Genomic DNA, 13822 nt, shown 5'->3' with positions numbered 1-13822 from the left:
AGAGGTCGCAGGTTCAAATCCTGTCCCCGCTACTGAAGGCCGAGGGCCGGAATCCGAAAGGGTTCCGGCCCTCGGTGTGTCTACCGGCGATGGCCTACCGCCTCCTCGTAGAGGGAGCGGGTCACCGTCCGCGACTCGGGGAGCGGGTCGCCTTCCGCCACGCCCTGGGATCGGTAGGCGGACTGGAGGCGGTCCGTCGTGCCGGTGCGGATTTCCCAGTCCATGCGGAGGGACGGTGTCGAGCGCAGGATCGCCTCGTCCGCCTTCAGAAGTTTCGCCAGATATGTGACGAAGGTCTCGTTCTTCTTGTAGTCGGCCGCGAAGTACGTGTTCACCGTGCGGATGTACGCCCGCAGCAGTGCCACCCCCGCGTCCACGTCGTCGTTCAGCAGGCTCGGGCCGTAGAGCATGCCGCCCAGGGGCTCTCCGGGGGGCTGGCCGCCCAGGAAGGCGTAGCCGGGTTCGCCGTCGACCCGGCGCCATACGGGGTCGAGCAGCCAGGCGGAGTCGACGCCGCCGTTCTCCAGGGCCGTGAGGACGTCGGCCGAGCCCAGTTGCTGGTAGCGGATCCGGTCGAGGCCTCCGCCGTGCTGCTCCAGAACCTGTTCCATGGGGTAGGCGATGACGGAGCCCTTGCCGATCATCGTGCCGAGCTTCCGGTCGGCCATCCGGACGGCGGTCGCCGTCTCGCCGTCCTTCAGCCGGACCCACAGGCCGCTCTTGGACTTCGGGTCGGGCGAGAAGTTCCCGGCGACCCAGCGGATGGTGAAGCCGCCTCGGATGCCGTTCATGACGGCTGCCTCCGGGGCCGCCCAGAGCGCGTCGACCTCGCCCTTGGCCAGCAGCGGGAGTGCCTCGGGCGTCGGCAGCACCTTCAGCGTGACGTCGAGGCCCTCCTTGTCGAACTCGCCCTTGTCGAGGGCGACTCGCAGGGGTGCCACGTACTCGGCGCCGAGTGTGCCGGTCGCGATGGTCAGCTTGCGCGGCTCGGGGAGCCGCTGGGCGGGCGGGGACCCCGGGCGGCAGCGGGCCGGGGTGCGGTCGGGTGTGAGGTCGGCGGGGTCCGTCCAGGAGCCGGCACCGCAGCCCTCGACCGGGCGGACGGCGCGCGTTCCGTCGTCCGCTTTCGGCGTCGCGCTCCCGGAGGACGGCGACGAGCAGGCCGCCGAGGCCAGCAGCGCCGTCGCGAGCAGGGCGAGGCCGTACGTACGTCCCCTCATGACTGCCCCCGTCCCCGGTCGCGCGGGGCCCACGGCGTGAGCAGCCGGCCGACGAAGCGGACCAGCTCGGAGAAGAGCACGCCCAGGACGGCGACGCAGACGATGCCGACGAACATCACGTCGTTCTGGAAGAGGGCGCGGGAGTCGAAGATCAGATGGCCGAGGCCGTCGGTCGCGGCGATCTGTTCCGAGGCGACGATCACCAGGACCGCGACGCCCGCCGCGATCCGCGCGCCGACCAGGACGGCGGGCAGGGACGCCGGAAGCAGGACGTGGCGGAACATCTGCCACGGGGAGGCGCCGAAGACCCGGCCGGCGTCGCGGTGGCCGTCGGGGACCGCCATGACCGCCGACATGGTGGAGATCCAGACGAAGAAGAAGACCGTGGCCGCCACCAGGGCCACCTGCGGGCCCTCGCCCAGTCCGAACATGTTCAGGAAGACGGGGAGCAGGGCCAGCTTCGGTACGACGTACAGGGCGTCCAGCAGCGGTTCCAGGGCGGCCCGGACCAGTGACATCGAACCCATCAGCAGGCCCAGGAGGTAGCCCGCCGCCATGCCGACGGCGTAGCCGGCCAGGATCCGCTTGAGCGTCGCCCACACGTCCGGCCACAGGTCACCGGCCGCGGCCCGGTCCCAGCCGTCGGCGAGGATCGTGGACGGCGCCGGGTAGACGCGGTCGTCGATCCAGCCCCGGACCGCCGCCAGCTGCCAGAGCAGCACCAGAAGGACGGGTACGGCCGCAGCGAGGGACAGTTCCAGGGTGCGGCGGCGGCGATGGGTGCGGACGGGATGCAGTTCGCGCGGGCCCGGGCGGCGGACCAGGACCGAGGCTCTCGTCCCGGGAGCGACCGTGGTCATGCCGGCACCGCCTCCTTCCGCAGCAAGTCCCACAGTTCGCTCTTCAGCGCGGTGAAGTCGGGGGTGGCGCGGACGTCGCCGGTGCGCGGGCGCGGGAAGGGCGGGCGGCGCTCGGCGATGATCCGGCCCGGGCGGGCGGACATCACCAGGACGCGGTCGCCGAGGACGATCGCCTCCTCCAGGCTGTGGGTGATGAACAGGGTCGTCGTGCGCAGCGCCTGGGTGATCTCCAGCAGTTCGTCCTGGAGGATCGTGCGGAGCTGGGCGTCCAGGGCGGCGAACGGCTCGTCCATCAGCAGCAGTTCGGGCTCGACCGCCAGGGCGCGGGCGATGGCGACGCGTTGCCGCATGCCGCCGGAGAGGGCCGCCGGGTAGGCGTGCGCGAAATCGGCGAGGCCCGTGCGAGCAAGCCAGTCGGCGGCGCGGGCGTTCGCCTCCCGGCGCGGGACGCGCTGGACGTCGAGGCCGAAGCGGACGTTGGCCTGGACGGTCTTCCAGTCGTAGATGCCGTAGTCCTGGAAGATCATGGCGGCCGGGCGCGGGCTGGACGTGCGGATCTCCAGCGTGCCGGTGCTGGGCCGGAGCAGCCCGGCGGCGATGCGCAGCAGGGTGGATTTGCCGCAGCCGGAGGGGCCGACGAGGCAGACGAACTCGCCCGGCGCGACGGTCAGGTCGAGGGGGCCGAGGGCGTCGACCGCGCGAGGGCCCCGGCCGAAGGTGCGCGTCAGGTCATGGGCGGTGACTTTTGGATACGGCTCTCCCACTTCGGTCTCCTCGCGGAGTGCGGAACGGACTGGTGGGTGCCGTTGACCATATGACGACCCGTCAGATACGGGAAGTCCACGGACAGCGCGAAGCCCCGGCGCCCATCGGTGCCGGGGCTTCACGCGAGAAGGACGGAGCGCGAGAAAGGCGTCGCGCGAGGAAGAGAGGGGAGGGCGGGAAGGCTAGGCGGCCGCGCAGTTCGGACAGACGCCGCGGTACGTCACCTCGACGTCCGACACCGTGAAGCCGAAGCGCTCCGAGTCGGGGAGGTCTGCCAGCGGGTTGCCGACCGGGTGGACGTCGCGGATCGCGCCGCACTGGGCGCAGACCAGGTGGTGGTGCGGCTGGTGGGCGTTCGGGTCGTACCGCTTGGCGCGCTGGTCGGTGGAGACCTCGAGCACCTCGCCGAGCGACACGAGCTCACCGAGCGTGTTGTAGACGGTCGCCCGGGAGATCTCGGGCAGCTTGGCGACGGCCCGGGCGTGGACCTCGTCGGCCGTCAGATGGACGTGTTCGCCGTCGAGGACCTCGGCCACGACGCGCCGCTGCGCGGTCATCCGCCATCCGCGTCCGCGCAGGCGTTCCAGAAGGTCGCTCATGACGACCAGCCTAACAGCAAAGGGGACCAGGTTCCGAACAGGTGTGAACTTAGAGTCCAGCTTGACTTGGACTATGTCTAATGTAGGATCGGAAACGGCTTTAGCCAAGGGACAGGATTGGTCAGGATGGCGCAGGAGGCGTACGTGACGCAGGGACCGCTTACGACGGAGGCCGGTGCTCCGGTCGCCGACAACCAGAACAGCGAGACCGCGGGCGTGGGCGGCCCGGTGCTCGTCCAGGACCAGCTCCTGCTGGAGAAGCTCGCCCACTTCAACCGCGAGCGCATCCCGGAGCGTGTCGTGCACGCGCGCGGCGCCGGCGCCTACGGCACCTTCACGGTGACCGCCGACGTCACGCCGTACACCCGTGCCGCGTTCCTCTCCGGGATCGGCAAGCGGACCGAGGTCTTCCTGCGCTTCTCGACCGTGGCCGGCAACCTCGGGGCGGCGGACGCCGTACGCGACCCGCGCGGCTTCGCGCTGAAGTTCTACACCGAGGAGGGCAACTACGACCTCGTCGGCAACAACACCCCGGTGTTCTTCATCAGGGACGCCATCAAATTCCCGGACTTCATCCACACCCAGAAGCGCGACCCGTACACCGGCTCGACGGAGGCGGACAACGTCTGGGACTTCTGGAGCCTGTCGCCCGAGTCCACGCACCAGGTGACCTGGCTGTTCGGCGACCGCGGCATCCCGGCCTCGTACCGCCACATGGACGGCTTCGGGTCGCACACCTTCCAGTGGCAGAACGAGGCCGGCGAGGTCTTCTGGGTCAAGTACCACTTCAAGACCGACCAGGGGATCAAGAACCTCACGCAGGCCGAGGCCAACCGGCTGGCCGGCGAGGACCCCGACTCCCACCAGCGCGATCTGCGCGAGGCCATCGAGCGCGGTGAGTTCCCGTCCTGGACCGTGCAGGTGCAGATCATGCCGGCGGCGGACGCGGCGACGTACCGCTTCAACCCGTTCGACCTGACCAAGGTCTGGCCGCACGCCGACTACCCGCCGATCGAGATCGGCAGGCTGGAGCTCAACCGCAACCCGGAGAACATCTTCGCCGAGGTCGAGCAGTCGATCTTCAGCCCCGCGCACTTCGTGCCGGGCATCGGCCCGTCCCCCGACAAGATGCTCCAGGGCCGCCTCTTCGCGTACGGCGACGCCCACCGCTACCGCGTCGGCATCAACGCCGACCACCTGCCGGTGAACCGCCCGCACGCCACCGTGGCGCGCACCAACTCCCGTGACGGTCACCTCTACGACGGCCGTCACAAGGGTGCGAAGAACTACGAGCCGAACAGCTTCGGCGGCCCGTTCCAGACGGACCGTCCGCTGTGGTCCGCCACGGCCGTGAACGGTGTCACGGGCAACCACCCGACGCCCGTCCATGCCGAGGACGACGACTTCGTGCAGGCGGGCAACCTCTACCGGCTGATGAGCGAGGACGAGAAGGAGCGGCTGATCGCCAACCTGGCGGGCTTCATCGCCAAGGTCTCGCGGGACGACATCGTCGAGCGGGCGATCGACAACTTCCGTCAGGCCGACGGGGACTACGGCAAGCGGCTGGAGGCCGCGGTCCAGGCCCTGCGCGGCTGAACTCCAGCACTGGACCGCTTGCGGTAGGGACGGCCCGGGCTCCTTCGAGGGGCCCGGGCCGTTCGTGCTGTCAGGCGGGCACCTGCTGACGCGCCGGTGCCCAGCAGCGGATGATGTCGCGGACCGAGACGACACCGGCCGGCTCGTCGCGGTCCAGCACGATGAGATGGCGGAAACCGCCGTGCGCCATGGCGCGGGCCGCCTCCTCCAGGGTCCAGGCCGGAGTGGCGAACACGACGTCGGTGGTGGTGTGGGCGTGGGCGCGTTCCGTGTCCGGGTCCTGACCCTGGCCCACGGAGATGAGGATGTCGCGTTCGGTGAGGATGCCGATGCCGCCGGCGTCGGGGTCGTGGACGATGGCCGCGCCGACCTTGCGGGCGGCCATCAGTGCGGCGGCCTGGCGAAGCGTGTGGGCCGGGCCGATGGTGAGGACGACAGTGCTCATGGCGTCACGGACGAGCATGGATGGGCCTCCTGGGGATGTCCCCGCCGTTTGTTCATGTTTTCACAAGTTCACAAGCGGGCGGACTCTCAGGGTGGCAGGTAAAGGGAGGGTCAACAAGGGGGCGCTCGGTGACAGGGGGCGCGCTCGGTGGCGGCGGTCGCTCAGTAGCGCTGGTTGAGATACCCCAGCAACTCGTCGTGCAGCAGGCCGTTCGACGCGGCCGCGTTGCCGCTGTGCGGGCCCGGGCGGGAGTCGAGTCCGGTGAAGGTGCCGCCGGCCTCGGTGACGATGATCGCGGTGGCGGCCATGTCCCAGAGCGACAGCTCCGGCTCGGCGCACATGTCGACCGAGCCCTCGGCGACCATCATGTACGGCCAGAAGTCACCGTACGCGCGCGTGCGCCACACCTCGCGGGTGAGGTCCAGGAAGCCGTCCAGGCGGCCCTGTTCCTCCCAGCCGCTGAGGGAGGAGTACGCGAAGGAGGCGTCGGCGAGTTTCCCGACGCGGGAGACCTGGAGGCGGGTCGCCTTCGTGAGGCTGCGGCCGGTGAACGCGCCGTGACCCTTCGCGGCCCACCAGCGGCGGCCGAGGGCGGGGGCGGAGACGACGCCGACGACGGGCTGGAAGCCGCCCTCACCGGCCTCCATCAGGGAGATGAGGGTGGCCCAGACGGGGACGCCGCGCACGTAGTTCTTGGTGCCGTCGATGGGGTCGATCACCCAGCGGCGGGGGCCGGTGCCCTCGACGCCGTACTCCTCGCCGAGGATCGCGTCCCGTGGACGGGCGCGGGCGAGTTGGCCGCGGATGAGTTCTTCGGCGGCCTTGTCCGCTTCGCTCACCGGGGTCATGTCCGGTTTGGTCTCGACCTTGAGGTCGAGGGCCTTGAACCGGTCCGTCGTCGCGGCGTCGGCGGCGTCGGCGAGGACGTGGGCGAGACGCAGGTCGTCGAGGTAGTCGGGCATGTACCGAACCTATCTGCCGAGGTGGGGGTGGGGCTACAGGGGGTTTGTGGGCGGGGGTGACGGTGTTGTGGGGGCTCGGGGGTGGGGGTGACCGCGGCTTCGGAGCCGAGGGCGGCAGGTCGGCTCAAAGGCGACCCCGCGTGCTCTCGTGAACCCTTGACAGTGGTTTCCCGCGCGTCAAATCTGGGCGCAGAGCCGCTCGCCCCAAGGGGAGGCGATGATGCCTGCAGCGCGGGAATCTCTACTGGACGCCGCTTACACGGCGCTGGCGCGCCGGCCGTGGTCCGCCGTGCGGATGGTGGACGTGGCCGCGGCGGCGGGAGTGTCCCGGCAGACGCTGTACAACGAGTTCGGCAGCAAGGACGGGCTCGCCCGGGCCCTCGTGAGGCGAGAAGCCGACGGATATCTCGCCGGGGTCGACCGCGCGCTCACCGCGCACAGCGACCCGCGCGAGCGGCTCACCGCCACCGCCGAGTGGACCACCTCGGCGGCCCGCGAGAACGCCCTCGTCCGTGCCATGCTCACCGGCTGCTGGAGCGAACGGCTGCCGTCCCCGGCCCTGTCGGCCGTGCCGTCCACCTCCGTGGTACCGGCCCAGCGCCGCGCCGACGGCCCACTGCCCTCACCCGGCGACTTCGTCACCCTCGTCCGCGACCGTGCCGTCACCGTCCTGGCCGGACCCGGCGCCCCCAGGTCCGACACCGCCGATCTGGCCCGCTCCTGCGAACTCGCCGTCCGGCTCGCACTGTCCTGCGTGGCCGCGCCTCCGGGCGAGGGCGGCGTCGCCGAGCTGGTCCGCAGCGCCCTTCAGCAGCAGGTCGGCTGACGGGACGTCAGTGCGACGAACCCGACAACTGAAGCCCGATCACACCGATGATGACGAGGCTGATCGACACGATCTTCAGCGTCGACACCAGGTCGCCCAGGAACACCATGCCGTAGATCGCCGTGCCCGCCGCGCCGATGCCGGTCCACACGGCGTAGGCGGGACCCACGTCGAGTTTCTTCAGCGACAGGGTCAGCAGGCCGAAGCTGCCGAGGGCGAAGATGCAGAACGCGACCGTCGGCCAGAGCCGGGTGAAACCGTGCGACAGCTTCAGGCACACGGCGAAGCCGGTCTCCAGCAACCCCGCCACGATGACCAGCAGCCACGCCATGAGTCGTTCCTCCCGTATCCCACGTTCAGCGACCGCTTAGTCAGTTTGAGCAAGTTCGCCAGATTCATCAGCTTCTGGTCGGTCTTGGATCCGGCTTGGTGCGATTATGCACTTACCGTCCACGCGCCATGACAAACAACGCGGAGGTCAGTCGCCTTCCTTGCGCTCCCGCGTGGCCAGCAGCCGTCGCAGCGAGTACAGCCGCGCCGGATCCGCGTGCCCCTCGGCCACCCACGCGTCCAGCGCGCAGTCGGGCTCGTCGTGGCTGCACGCGCGCGGGCAGCCCTCGGTGCCCGGTTCCAGGTCGGGGAAGGCGTGGATGACCCGGGACGGGTCCACGTGGTTCAGCCCGAAGGACCGTACGCCCGGTGTGTCGATCACCCAGCCGTCGCTGTCCGCCAGCGGCAGCGCCAGCGCCGAGGTGGTGGTGTGCCGGCCACGGCCCGTCACCGCGTTCACATGCCCGGTCGTACGCCGCCGCTCCTGGGGCACCAGCGCGTTGACCAGGGTCGTCTTGCCGACACCGGAGTGGCCGACGAACGCGGTGATCTTGCCGTCGAGCTGCTCCCGTACGCGGGCGACTGCGCTGCCGTTGTGCAGTTCCTCGCGGCTGGTGACGACGTAGGGGATGTCGAGGTGACCGTACAGCTCCAGCAGCTTGTCGGGCGGTGCGAGGTCCGACTTGGTCAGGACCAGCAGCGGGTCCAGGCCGCCGGCGTAGGCCGCGACCAGACAGCGGTCGATCAGCCGCGGGCGGGGCTCCGGGTCGGCCAGGGCCGTGACGACGGCCAGCTGGTCGGCGTTGGCGACGACCACGCGCTCGTACGGGTCGTCGTCGTCCGCCGTGCGACGCAGGACCGAGGTCCGCTCCGCGATGCGGACGATCCTCGCGAGTGTGTCCTTCCTGCCGGACAGGTCGCCGACGAGCGCCACGCGGTCGCCGACCACGGCCGCCTTGCGGCCCAGCTCGCGGGCCTTCATCGCCATGACCACGCGGTCCTCGACGAGGCAGGTCAGGCGGCCCCGGTCGACGGTGAGGACGAGGCCCTCGGCGGCGTCCTCGTGCTTGGGCCGGATGTTCGTCCGGGGCCGGGTGTTCCGGCGGCCGGGACGGGTGCGGATGTCGTCCTCGTCGGTGTGCTTGCCGTAGCGGCGCATGACCTGGTCCCCGCGTCCTACGCCCCGAGCATCCCGGTCCACAGGTCGGGGAAGTCGGGCAGGGTCTTGGCCGTCGTCGCCACGTTCTCGATCTGCACGCCCTCCACGGCGAGGCCGATGATCGCGCCGGCCGTGGCCATGCGGTGGTCGTCGTAGGTGTGGAAGATCCCGCCGTGCAGCCGGCGCGGGCGGATGTGCAGACCGTCGGCGGTCTCCGTGACGTCACCGCCGAGTTCGTTGATCTCCTTGGTCAGCGCGGCCAGCCGGTCCGTCTCGTGCAGCCGCAGGTGCGCCACACCCCGCAGGGTCGACGGGGAGTCGGCGAGGGCCGCGACCGCCGCGACGCCCGGCGTCAGCTCGCCGACCTCGCTCAGGTCGACGTCGATGCCGTGGACCGAGCCGGAGCCGGTGAACACGAGCCCGAACTCGGTCAGTTCGCAGGAGCCGCCCATCTCGGTGAAGATCTCGCGCAGCCGGTCACCGGGCTGGGTGGTGCGGGCCGGCCAGTCCGGGATGACGACCTTGCCGCCGGTCACCAGCGCCGCCGCGAGGAACGGCTGGGCGTTGGACAGGTCCGGCTCGATGACCAGGTCCCGGCCGAGCAGGGCGCCCGGCGTGACCCGCCAGACGTTCGGCTCGCCGCCCGACTCGGGCGTGTCCACCTGGGCGCCGACCGCGCGCAGCATGTCGACGGTCATGCGGATGTGCGGCATGGAGGGCAGCGTGGCGCCGGTGTGGCGGACCTCGACGCCCTGGTTGAAGCGCGGGCCGGACAGCAGCAGGGCGCTCACGAACTGCGACGAGGAGGACGCGTCGATCGCCACCGGCCCGCCGTCCAGGGCGCCGCCGCCCTGCACGGTCAACGGCAGCGCGCCACGGCCGTCGTCGTCGATCCGGGCGCCGAGCTGACGCAGCGCGTCGATGACTCCGTTCAGGGGACGCTCGTACGAGCGGGGATCGCCGTCGAAGCGGACGGGACCGTCGGCTAGCGCGGCGACCGGCGGCAGGAAGCGCATCACCGTGCCGGCGTTGCCGACGTCGACCGTGGCCGGACCGCGCAGGCCCGTGGGGAGCACCCGCCAGGCCTCGCCCGTGCCGTCGGGGCCCACGCCCTCCTCGATCTCGACGCCCATGGCGCGCAGCGCGCCGGCCATCAGCAGGGTGTCGCGGGAACGCAGGGGGCGGCGCAGCCAGCCCGGTTCCGAGGCGAGGGAGGCGAGGACCAGGGCGCGGTTGGTGACCGACTTGGACCCGGGCACGTGGACCGTCGCGTCGACGGCTCCGCTCGCGTGCGGGGCGGGCCAGAGGGCGGTGTCTGCGGTGTTCGGGGCCATGGCTTCACTTTATAAGGAGCAGAGGTTCGGGTGCGGCGCCGTGGGGGCCGGTCGAGCCGACGCGGCGGAGCCGCACCCACAGGCCCGCGCCCCTCAGGCCGGCTGGTCACAGGCCCAGCAGCCAGCGCCCTCCGCCGAGCAGCGAGCACAGCGACACCGCGTGGAACAGGAAGAACCACAACGCCGCCGGCACATGCGTCAGCCGCGACAACTGGTCCGCGTCCGAGTCCCCCGCCCCGCCCCGCGCCCGCTTGGCCTGGAGCTCGAACGCCGGACGCACCCCGCCGATCAGCAGGAACCACACCACCACGTACGCGAACGCCGCCTGGACCTGGGGGCCGGCCAGCCAGGACACCAGCACGAACAGGCCGCCGGTGATGACCATGGTCAGGGCGCCGTACGCGTTGCGGATCATCACGAGCATGGCCAGCAGCAGGGCCGTGGCCAGCCACAGCAGCAGCGTGATGCGGCCGGCGCCCAGCAGGGCCGCGCCGCCGAGGCCCAGCAGGGGCGGGGCGGTGTACCCGGAGGCAGCGGTGAGGATCATGCCGATGCCGTACGGCTTGCCGCGGCTGACGGTCAGGCCGCTGGTGTCCGAGTGCAGCCGTATGCCGGTGAGGGTGCGGCCGCTGAGCAGGGCCACGAGCCCGTGACCGCCCTCGTGGGCGATGGTGATGGCGTTGCGGGAGATGCGCCACAGCCCGTGCGGGATCACCACGGCGAGCGCGACGCCCAGGCTCGCGATCACCACCCAGAGGTCGGGGTCGGGCTGGGTGCCGGAGACCTCGTCCCAGAGGGAGGCGAGCGAGGCGGTTGCGGTGCTGTCCATGTGCGGCGTTGGCTCCCTGTGGGCGGATGGAATCTGGCAGTGTGACACGTATGTGCGGACGGTATGCAGCGAGTCGTAGGCCAGAGGATCTCGCAGGAATCTTCGAGATCGAGAAGTGGGAGCCCGAGGAGACTCTGGAGCCCGACTACAACGTGGCGCCCACCAAAGAGGTCTACGCCGTCCTCGACCGCCCTCTGAAAGACGCGGACGACCCGCGCCCGGTTCGGCAGCTGCGCACGCTGAAGTGGGGGCTCGTCCCGTCCTGGTCGAAGACCCCCGAGGGCGGCGCCCGGATGATCAACGCCCGCGCGGAGACCGTCCACGAGAAGCCGTCCTACCGTCGCGCCTTCACCTCCCGGCGCTGCATCCTGCCCGCCGACGGCTACTACGAGTGGGTCACCGGCACGCAGGAGCGCGAGCTGGAGGTCGAGGGCAAGAAGAAGCGGCCCCGCAAGCAGCCCTACTTCGTGACCCCGGCGGACGGGTCGGTCTTCGCCATGGCCGGCCTGTACGAGTTCTGGCGCGACAAGACACTGCCGGACGACCACCCGCAGGCCTGGTGGGTGACGTGCTCCGTCATCACCACCGAGGCCGAGAAGAGCCCGCTGGCGGTGTCCCCGGCCGACGGTCCGCGGGCCCTGGCCGAGATCCACCCCCGGATGCCGCTGATGCTGACGCCCGACCGCTGGGACGCCTGGCTGGACCCGGCCCGCACCGACCCCGACGACCTGCGCGAGCTGCTCGCCCCGCCGCCCGCCGGGCTGATGCGCGCCTACCCCGTCACCACGGCCGTCAGCAACGTCCGCAACAACGGCCCGGAGCTGCTCAAGGAGCTGGAAGGGCCCGAAGAGGGCACACTCTTCTGACGTGACGAACGAGATCATTGCCACGGACACGGGGGACGCCCGCATCACCTGGCATCGGGCGGAGAAGGCACGGCTGGTGCTGGCGGTGAGCCACGGGGCCGGCGGGGGCATCGAGGCGCGGGATCTCCAGGCCCTCGCGCGGGTCCTGCCGGAGCACGGCGTGAGCGTCGCTCTCGTCGAGCAGCCCTGGCGGGTGGCCGGGAAGAAGCTGGCGCCGGCGCCGAAGACCCTGGACGCGGGGTGGCGGGGCATCTGGTCCGCGGTAGCCGCGCCCGGGCTGCCGGTGATCTCGGGCGGGCGCAGCGCCGGAGCCCGAGTGGCCTGCCGCACGGCCGTCGAGCTGGGTGCCCGCGCCGTCCTGGCCCTCAGCTTCCCCCTCCACCCGCCCGGCAAGCCCGAGAAGTCCCGCGCCGCCGAGCTGCTGGGCTCCGGGGTGCCCACCCTGGTCGTCCAGGGCGGGAACGACCCCTTCGGGAAGCCCGGGGAGTTCCCCGAGGGGCCGTACGAGCTCGTCGAGGTGCCGTACGGCGATCACGGCTTCGCCGTCCCCAAGCGCGCGGAGATCACGCAGCAGGAGGCAGTGGCGGTCATCACGGACGCGGTCGTGGAGTGGACCGGGTCACTCGGGTAAAGCTCCGGGAATGCCGGGGCGGCGAGCACTGTTGTGCGGGACGTACGTGCTGGAGACCAGCACCGATGCCGTAGGAGAGGAAGTCCGCCGCATGGGTTCGACCTTCTGCCCGAGCCGCAGCAGCCGCGCCGACCTGGACTGGACGGTGCTGCACGCGGCCAAGACCGCCCCTATTCGGGCGGCGGGCGGACCGGATCGTCGTCTATCCTCCGATTCGGGTGAGACCGGTCTCGGTCTCACGAGAACACTGGAGGAGGTGGGTCCGGTCACAGGGACCGACGCAGGGACCGAACACGGCCAGGCGGAGCAGCCCGAGGGCCAGGGCGGCACGGGCGCGGAGACGGCCGCGGAGCGCAACGCGCGCTTCGAGCGGGACGCGCTCGAGTTCCTCGACCAGATGTACTCGGCCGCGCTGCGCATGACGCGCAACCCGGCCGACGCCGAGGACCTGGTGCAGGAGACGTACGCGAAGGCGTACGCGTCCTTCCACCAGTTCCGCGAGGGCACCAATCTCAAGGCGTGGCTGTACCGGATCCTCACGAACACCTTCATCAACTCGTACCGCAAGAAGCAGCGGGAACCGCAGCGCTCCGCGGCCGAGGAGATCGAGGACTGGCAGCTCGCCCGTGCCGAGTCGCACATGTCGACGGGTCTGCGCTCCGCGGAGTCGCAGGCGCTCGACCACCTGCCCGACTCGGACGTGAAGGAAGCGCTCCAGGCGATCCCCGAGGAGTTCCGCATCGCCGTCTATCTGGCGGACGTCGAGGGCTTTGCCTACAAGGAGATCGCCGACATCATGGGGACACCCATCGGTACGGTGATGTCCCGGCTGCACCGGGGCCGCCGTCAGCTGCGCGGCATGCTGGAGGACTACGCCCGTGACCGCGGGATGGTCCCGGCCGGCGCCGGAGAGTCGAACGAAGCGAAAGGCTCGGGGTCATGAGCTGCGGAGAGCCGCACGAGACGGATTGCAGCGAAATCCTCGATCATCTCTACGAGTTCCTCGACCGTGAGATGCCGGACTCGGACTGCGTGAAGTTCGAGCACCACTTCGAGGAGTGCTCGCCCTGCCTCGAGAAGTACGGGCTCGAGCAGGCCGTGAAGAAGCTCGTCAAGCGCTGCTGTGGGCATGACGACGTCCCCGGCGACCTGCGGGACAAGGTCATGGGGCGGATCGAATTGATCCGCTCCGGCCAGGCCGTCCCCGAGCAGGACGTCACCGCCTCGCCGACCACGTCGCAGGACTCCTGACACTCCCGCGCTTTTCAACTACCCCACCTCTGAGGGGGTAGTCATCCTCGAACGCATCACTCGAACGTGCTAATCCGCGGGTTATCCGCCCGCGGAGCCCCCCACCGCCGTCCTAGGCTCCGGGCCTGATGGACATGGCCGGGGGAGGG

The 13822-nt window shown here is 70.9% G+C and carries 16 protein-coding genes; 6 read left to right on the top strand and 10 right to left on the bottom strand.

Annotation, left to right across the window (positions count from 1 at the left end; translation table 11 throughout):
- Positions 1–80: 80 nt before the first annotated feature.
- From GTY47_RS21435 to GTY47_RS21420, 4 genes are all read right to left on the bottom strand, one after another.
- Complete coding sequence (locus GTY47_RS21435; protein ID WP_010047631.1) at positions 81–1220, bottom strand: ABC transporter substrate-binding protein; 1140 nt, start codon at positions 1218–1220, stop codon at positions 81–83.
- Complete coding sequence (locus tag GTY47_RS21430) at positions 1217–2080, bottom strand: ABC transporter permease (RefSeq protein WP_010047628.1); 864 nt, start codon at positions 2078–2080, stop codon at positions 1217–1219. The genes GTY47_RS21435 and GTY47_RS21430 overlap by 4 nt, the downstream gene beginning before the upstream one ends.
- Complete coding sequence (locus tag GTY47_RS21425; protein WP_010047625.1) at positions 2077–2844, bottom strand: ABC transporter ATP-binding protein; 768 nt, start codon at positions 2842–2844, stop codon at positions 2077–2079. The genes GTY47_RS21430 and GTY47_RS21425 overlap by 4 nt, the downstream gene beginning before the upstream one ends.
- 183 nt (positions 2845–3027) lie before the next feature.
- Complete coding sequence (locus GTY47_RS21420; RefSeq protein ID WP_010047623.1) at positions 3028–3444, bottom strand: Fur family transcriptional regulator; 417 nt, start codon at positions 3442–3444, stop codon at positions 3028–3030.
- A gap of 126 nt (positions 3445–3570) precedes the next feature.
- On the opposite strand from GTY47_RS21420, the gene GTY47_RS21415 reads away from it, so the two are divergent.
- Positions 3571–5040, top strand: coding sequence for a catalase (locus tag GTY47_RS21415; protein WP_029181726.1), 1470 nt, complete (start codon positions 3571–3573; stop codon positions 5038–5040).
- A 70-nt stretch (positions 5041–5110) separates the two neighbouring features.
- On the opposite strand, the gene GTY47_RS21410 is transcribed toward GTY47_RS21415, so the two are convergent.
- Both GTY47_RS21410 and hisN read right to left on the bottom strand, forming a co-directional pair.
- Positions 5111–5503 carry a CBS domain-containing protein gene (locus tag GTY47_RS21410; RefSeq protein WP_010047619.1) on the bottom strand — a complete coding sequence of 131 codons (393 nt, stop codon included), beginning with the start codon at positions 5501–5503 and terminating at the stop codon, positions 5111–5113.
- Positions 5504–5646: 143 nt separating this feature from the next.
- Entirely contained in the window at positions 5647–6447 is an 801-nt protein-coding gene (hisN, locus tag GTY47_RS21405; protein ID WP_010047617.1) for a histidinol-phosphatase, read from the bottom strand.
- 217 nt (positions 6448–6664) lie between these two features.
- Here hisN and GTY47_RS21400 point away from each other — a divergent pair, with 217 nt between their 5' ends.
- Positions 6665–7273, top strand: a complete 609-nt coding sequence (locus tag GTY47_RS21400; RefSeq protein WP_029181725.1) for a TetR/AcrR family transcriptional regulator — start codon at positions 6665–6667, stop codon at positions 7271–7273.
- 7 nt (positions 7274–7280) lie between these two features.
- On the opposite strand, the gene GTY47_RS21395 is transcribed toward GTY47_RS21400, so the two are convergent.
- From GTY47_RS21395 to GTY47_RS21380, 4 genes are all read right to left on the bottom strand, one after another.
- Positions 7281–7604, bottom strand: a complete 324-nt coding sequence (locus GTY47_RS21395) for a multidrug efflux SMR transporter (RefSeq protein ID WP_010047612.1) — start codon at positions 7602–7604, stop codon at positions 7281–7283.
- Positions 7605–7751: 147 nt separating this feature from the next.
- A complete protein-coding gene (rsgA, locus tag GTY47_RS21390) occupies positions 7752–8762 on the bottom strand; it encodes a ribosome small subunit-dependent GTPase A (protein WP_010047610.1) in 1011 nt (336 codons plus the stop codon).
- Between the two features lie 17 nt (positions 8763–8779).
- Positions 8780–10096, bottom strand: a complete 1317-nt coding sequence (aroA, locus tag GTY47_RS21385) for a 3-phosphoshikimate 1-carboxyvinyltransferase (RefSeq protein WP_010047607.1) — start codon at positions 10094–10096, stop codon at positions 8780–8782.
- A gap of 106 nt (positions 10097–10202) precedes the next feature.
- Positions 10203–10925 carry a M50 family metallopeptidase gene (locus GTY47_RS21380; RefSeq protein ID WP_010047605.1) on the bottom strand — a complete coding sequence of 241 codons (723 nt, stop codon included), beginning with the start codon at positions 10923–10925 and terminating at the stop codon, positions 10203–10205.
- A gap of 50 nt (positions 10926–10975) precedes the next feature.
- On the opposite strand from GTY47_RS21380, the gene GTY47_RS21375 reads away from it, so the two are divergent.
- The 4 genes from GTY47_RS21375 (at position 10976) to rsrA (ending at position 13673) form a co-directional block, all read left to right on the top strand.
- A complete protein-coding gene (locus tag GTY47_RS21375; protein WP_010047602.1) occupies positions 10976–11791 on the top strand; it encodes an SOS response-associated peptidase in 816 nt (271 codons plus the stop codon).
- Position 11792: 1 nt separating this feature from the next.
- Positions 11793–12422 (top strand): alpha/beta family hydrolase, encoded by a 630-nt coding sequence (locus tag GTY47_RS21370; protein ID WP_010047601.1) that lies wholly within the window; start codon positions 11793–11795, stop codon positions 12420–12422.
- A gap of 256 nt (positions 12423–12678) precedes the next feature.
- The gene (sigR, locus tag GTY47_RS21365; protein WP_010047600.1) at positions 12679–13365 is read left to right on the top strand and encodes an RNA polymerase sigma factor SigR; all 687 of its coding nucleotides are present in this window, start codon (positions 12679–12681) and stop codon (positions 13363–13365) included.
- The gene (gene rsrA, locus GTY47_RS21360) at positions 13362–13673 is read left to right on the top strand and encodes a mycothiol system anti-sigma-R factor (RefSeq protein WP_010047599.1); all 312 of its coding nucleotides are present in this window, start codon (positions 13362–13364) and stop codon (positions 13671–13673) included. Before sigR ends, rsrA begins: the two co-directional genes overlap by 4 nt.
- The last annotated feature ends 149 nt before the right edge of the window (positions 13674–13822 follow it).

This window comes from Streptomyces sp. SID5464, from assembly GCF_009862985.1.
Taxonomy (GTDB): Bacteria; Actinomycetota; Actinomycetes; order Streptomycetales; family Streptomycetaceae; genus Streptomyces; species Streptomyces chartreusis_D.
The sequence above is the reverse complement of the archived record's forward strand: the minus strand, read 5'-3'. Positions and strand labels throughout refer to the sequence as shown.

What these genes read in the sequence shown, in the direction of transcription:
- GTY47_RS21435 (WP_010047631.1), bottom strand. Translation starts at nt 1,220, where the DNA reads ATGAGGGGACGTACGTACGGCCTCGCCCTGCTCGCGACGGCGCTGCTG.
- GTY47_RS21430 (WP_010047628.1), bottom strand. Translation starts at nt 2,080, where the DNA reads ATGACCACGGTCGCTCCCGGGACGAGAGCCTCGGTCCTGGTCCGCCGC.
- GTY47_RS21420 (WP_010047623.1), bottom strand. Translation starts at nt 3,444, where the DNA reads ATGAGCGACCTTCTGGAACGCCTGCGCGGACGCGGATGGCGGATGACC.
- GTY47_RS21415 (WP_029181726.1), top strand. Translation starts at nt 3,571, where the DNA reads ATGGCGCAGGAGGCGTACGTGACGCAGGGACCGCTTACGACGGAGGCC.
- GTY47_RS21410 (WP_010047619.1), bottom strand. Translation starts at nt 5,503, where the DNA reads ATGCTCGTCCGTGACGCCATGAGCACTGTCGTCCTCACCATCGGCCCG.
- hisN (WP_010047617.1), bottom strand. Translation starts at nt 6,447, where the DNA reads ATGCCCGACTACCTCGACGACCTGCGTCTCGCCCACGTCCTCGCCGAC.
- GTY47_RS21400 (WP_029181725.1), top strand. Translation starts at nt 6,665, where the DNA reads ATGATGCCTGCAGCGCGGGAATCTCTACTGGACGCCGCTTACACGGCG.
- GTY47_RS21395 (WP_010047612.1), bottom strand. Translation starts at nt 7,604, where the DNA reads ATGGCGTGGCTGCTGGTCATCGTGGCGGGGTTGCTGGAGACCGGCTTC.
- rsgA (WP_010047610.1), bottom strand. Translation starts at nt 8,762, where the DNA reads ATGCGCCGCTACGGCAAGCACACCGACGAGGACGACATCCGCACCCGT.
- aroA (WP_010047607.1), bottom strand. Translation starts at nt 10,096, where the DNA reads ATGGCCCCGAACACCGCAGACACCGCCCTCTGGCCCGCCCCGCACGCG.
- GTY47_RS21380 (WP_010047605.1), bottom strand. Translation starts at nt 10,925, where the DNA reads ATGGACAGCACCGCAACCGCCTCGCTCGCCTCCCTCTGGGACGAGGTC.
- GTY47_RS21375 (WP_010047602.1), top strand. Translation starts at nt 10,976, where the DNA reads ATGTGCGGACGGTATGCAGCGAGTCGTAGGCCAGAGGATCTCGCAGGA.
- rsrA (WP_010047599.1), top strand. Translation starts at nt 13,362, where the DNA reads ATGAGCTGCGGAGAGCCGCACGAGACGGATTGCAGCGAAATCCTCGAT.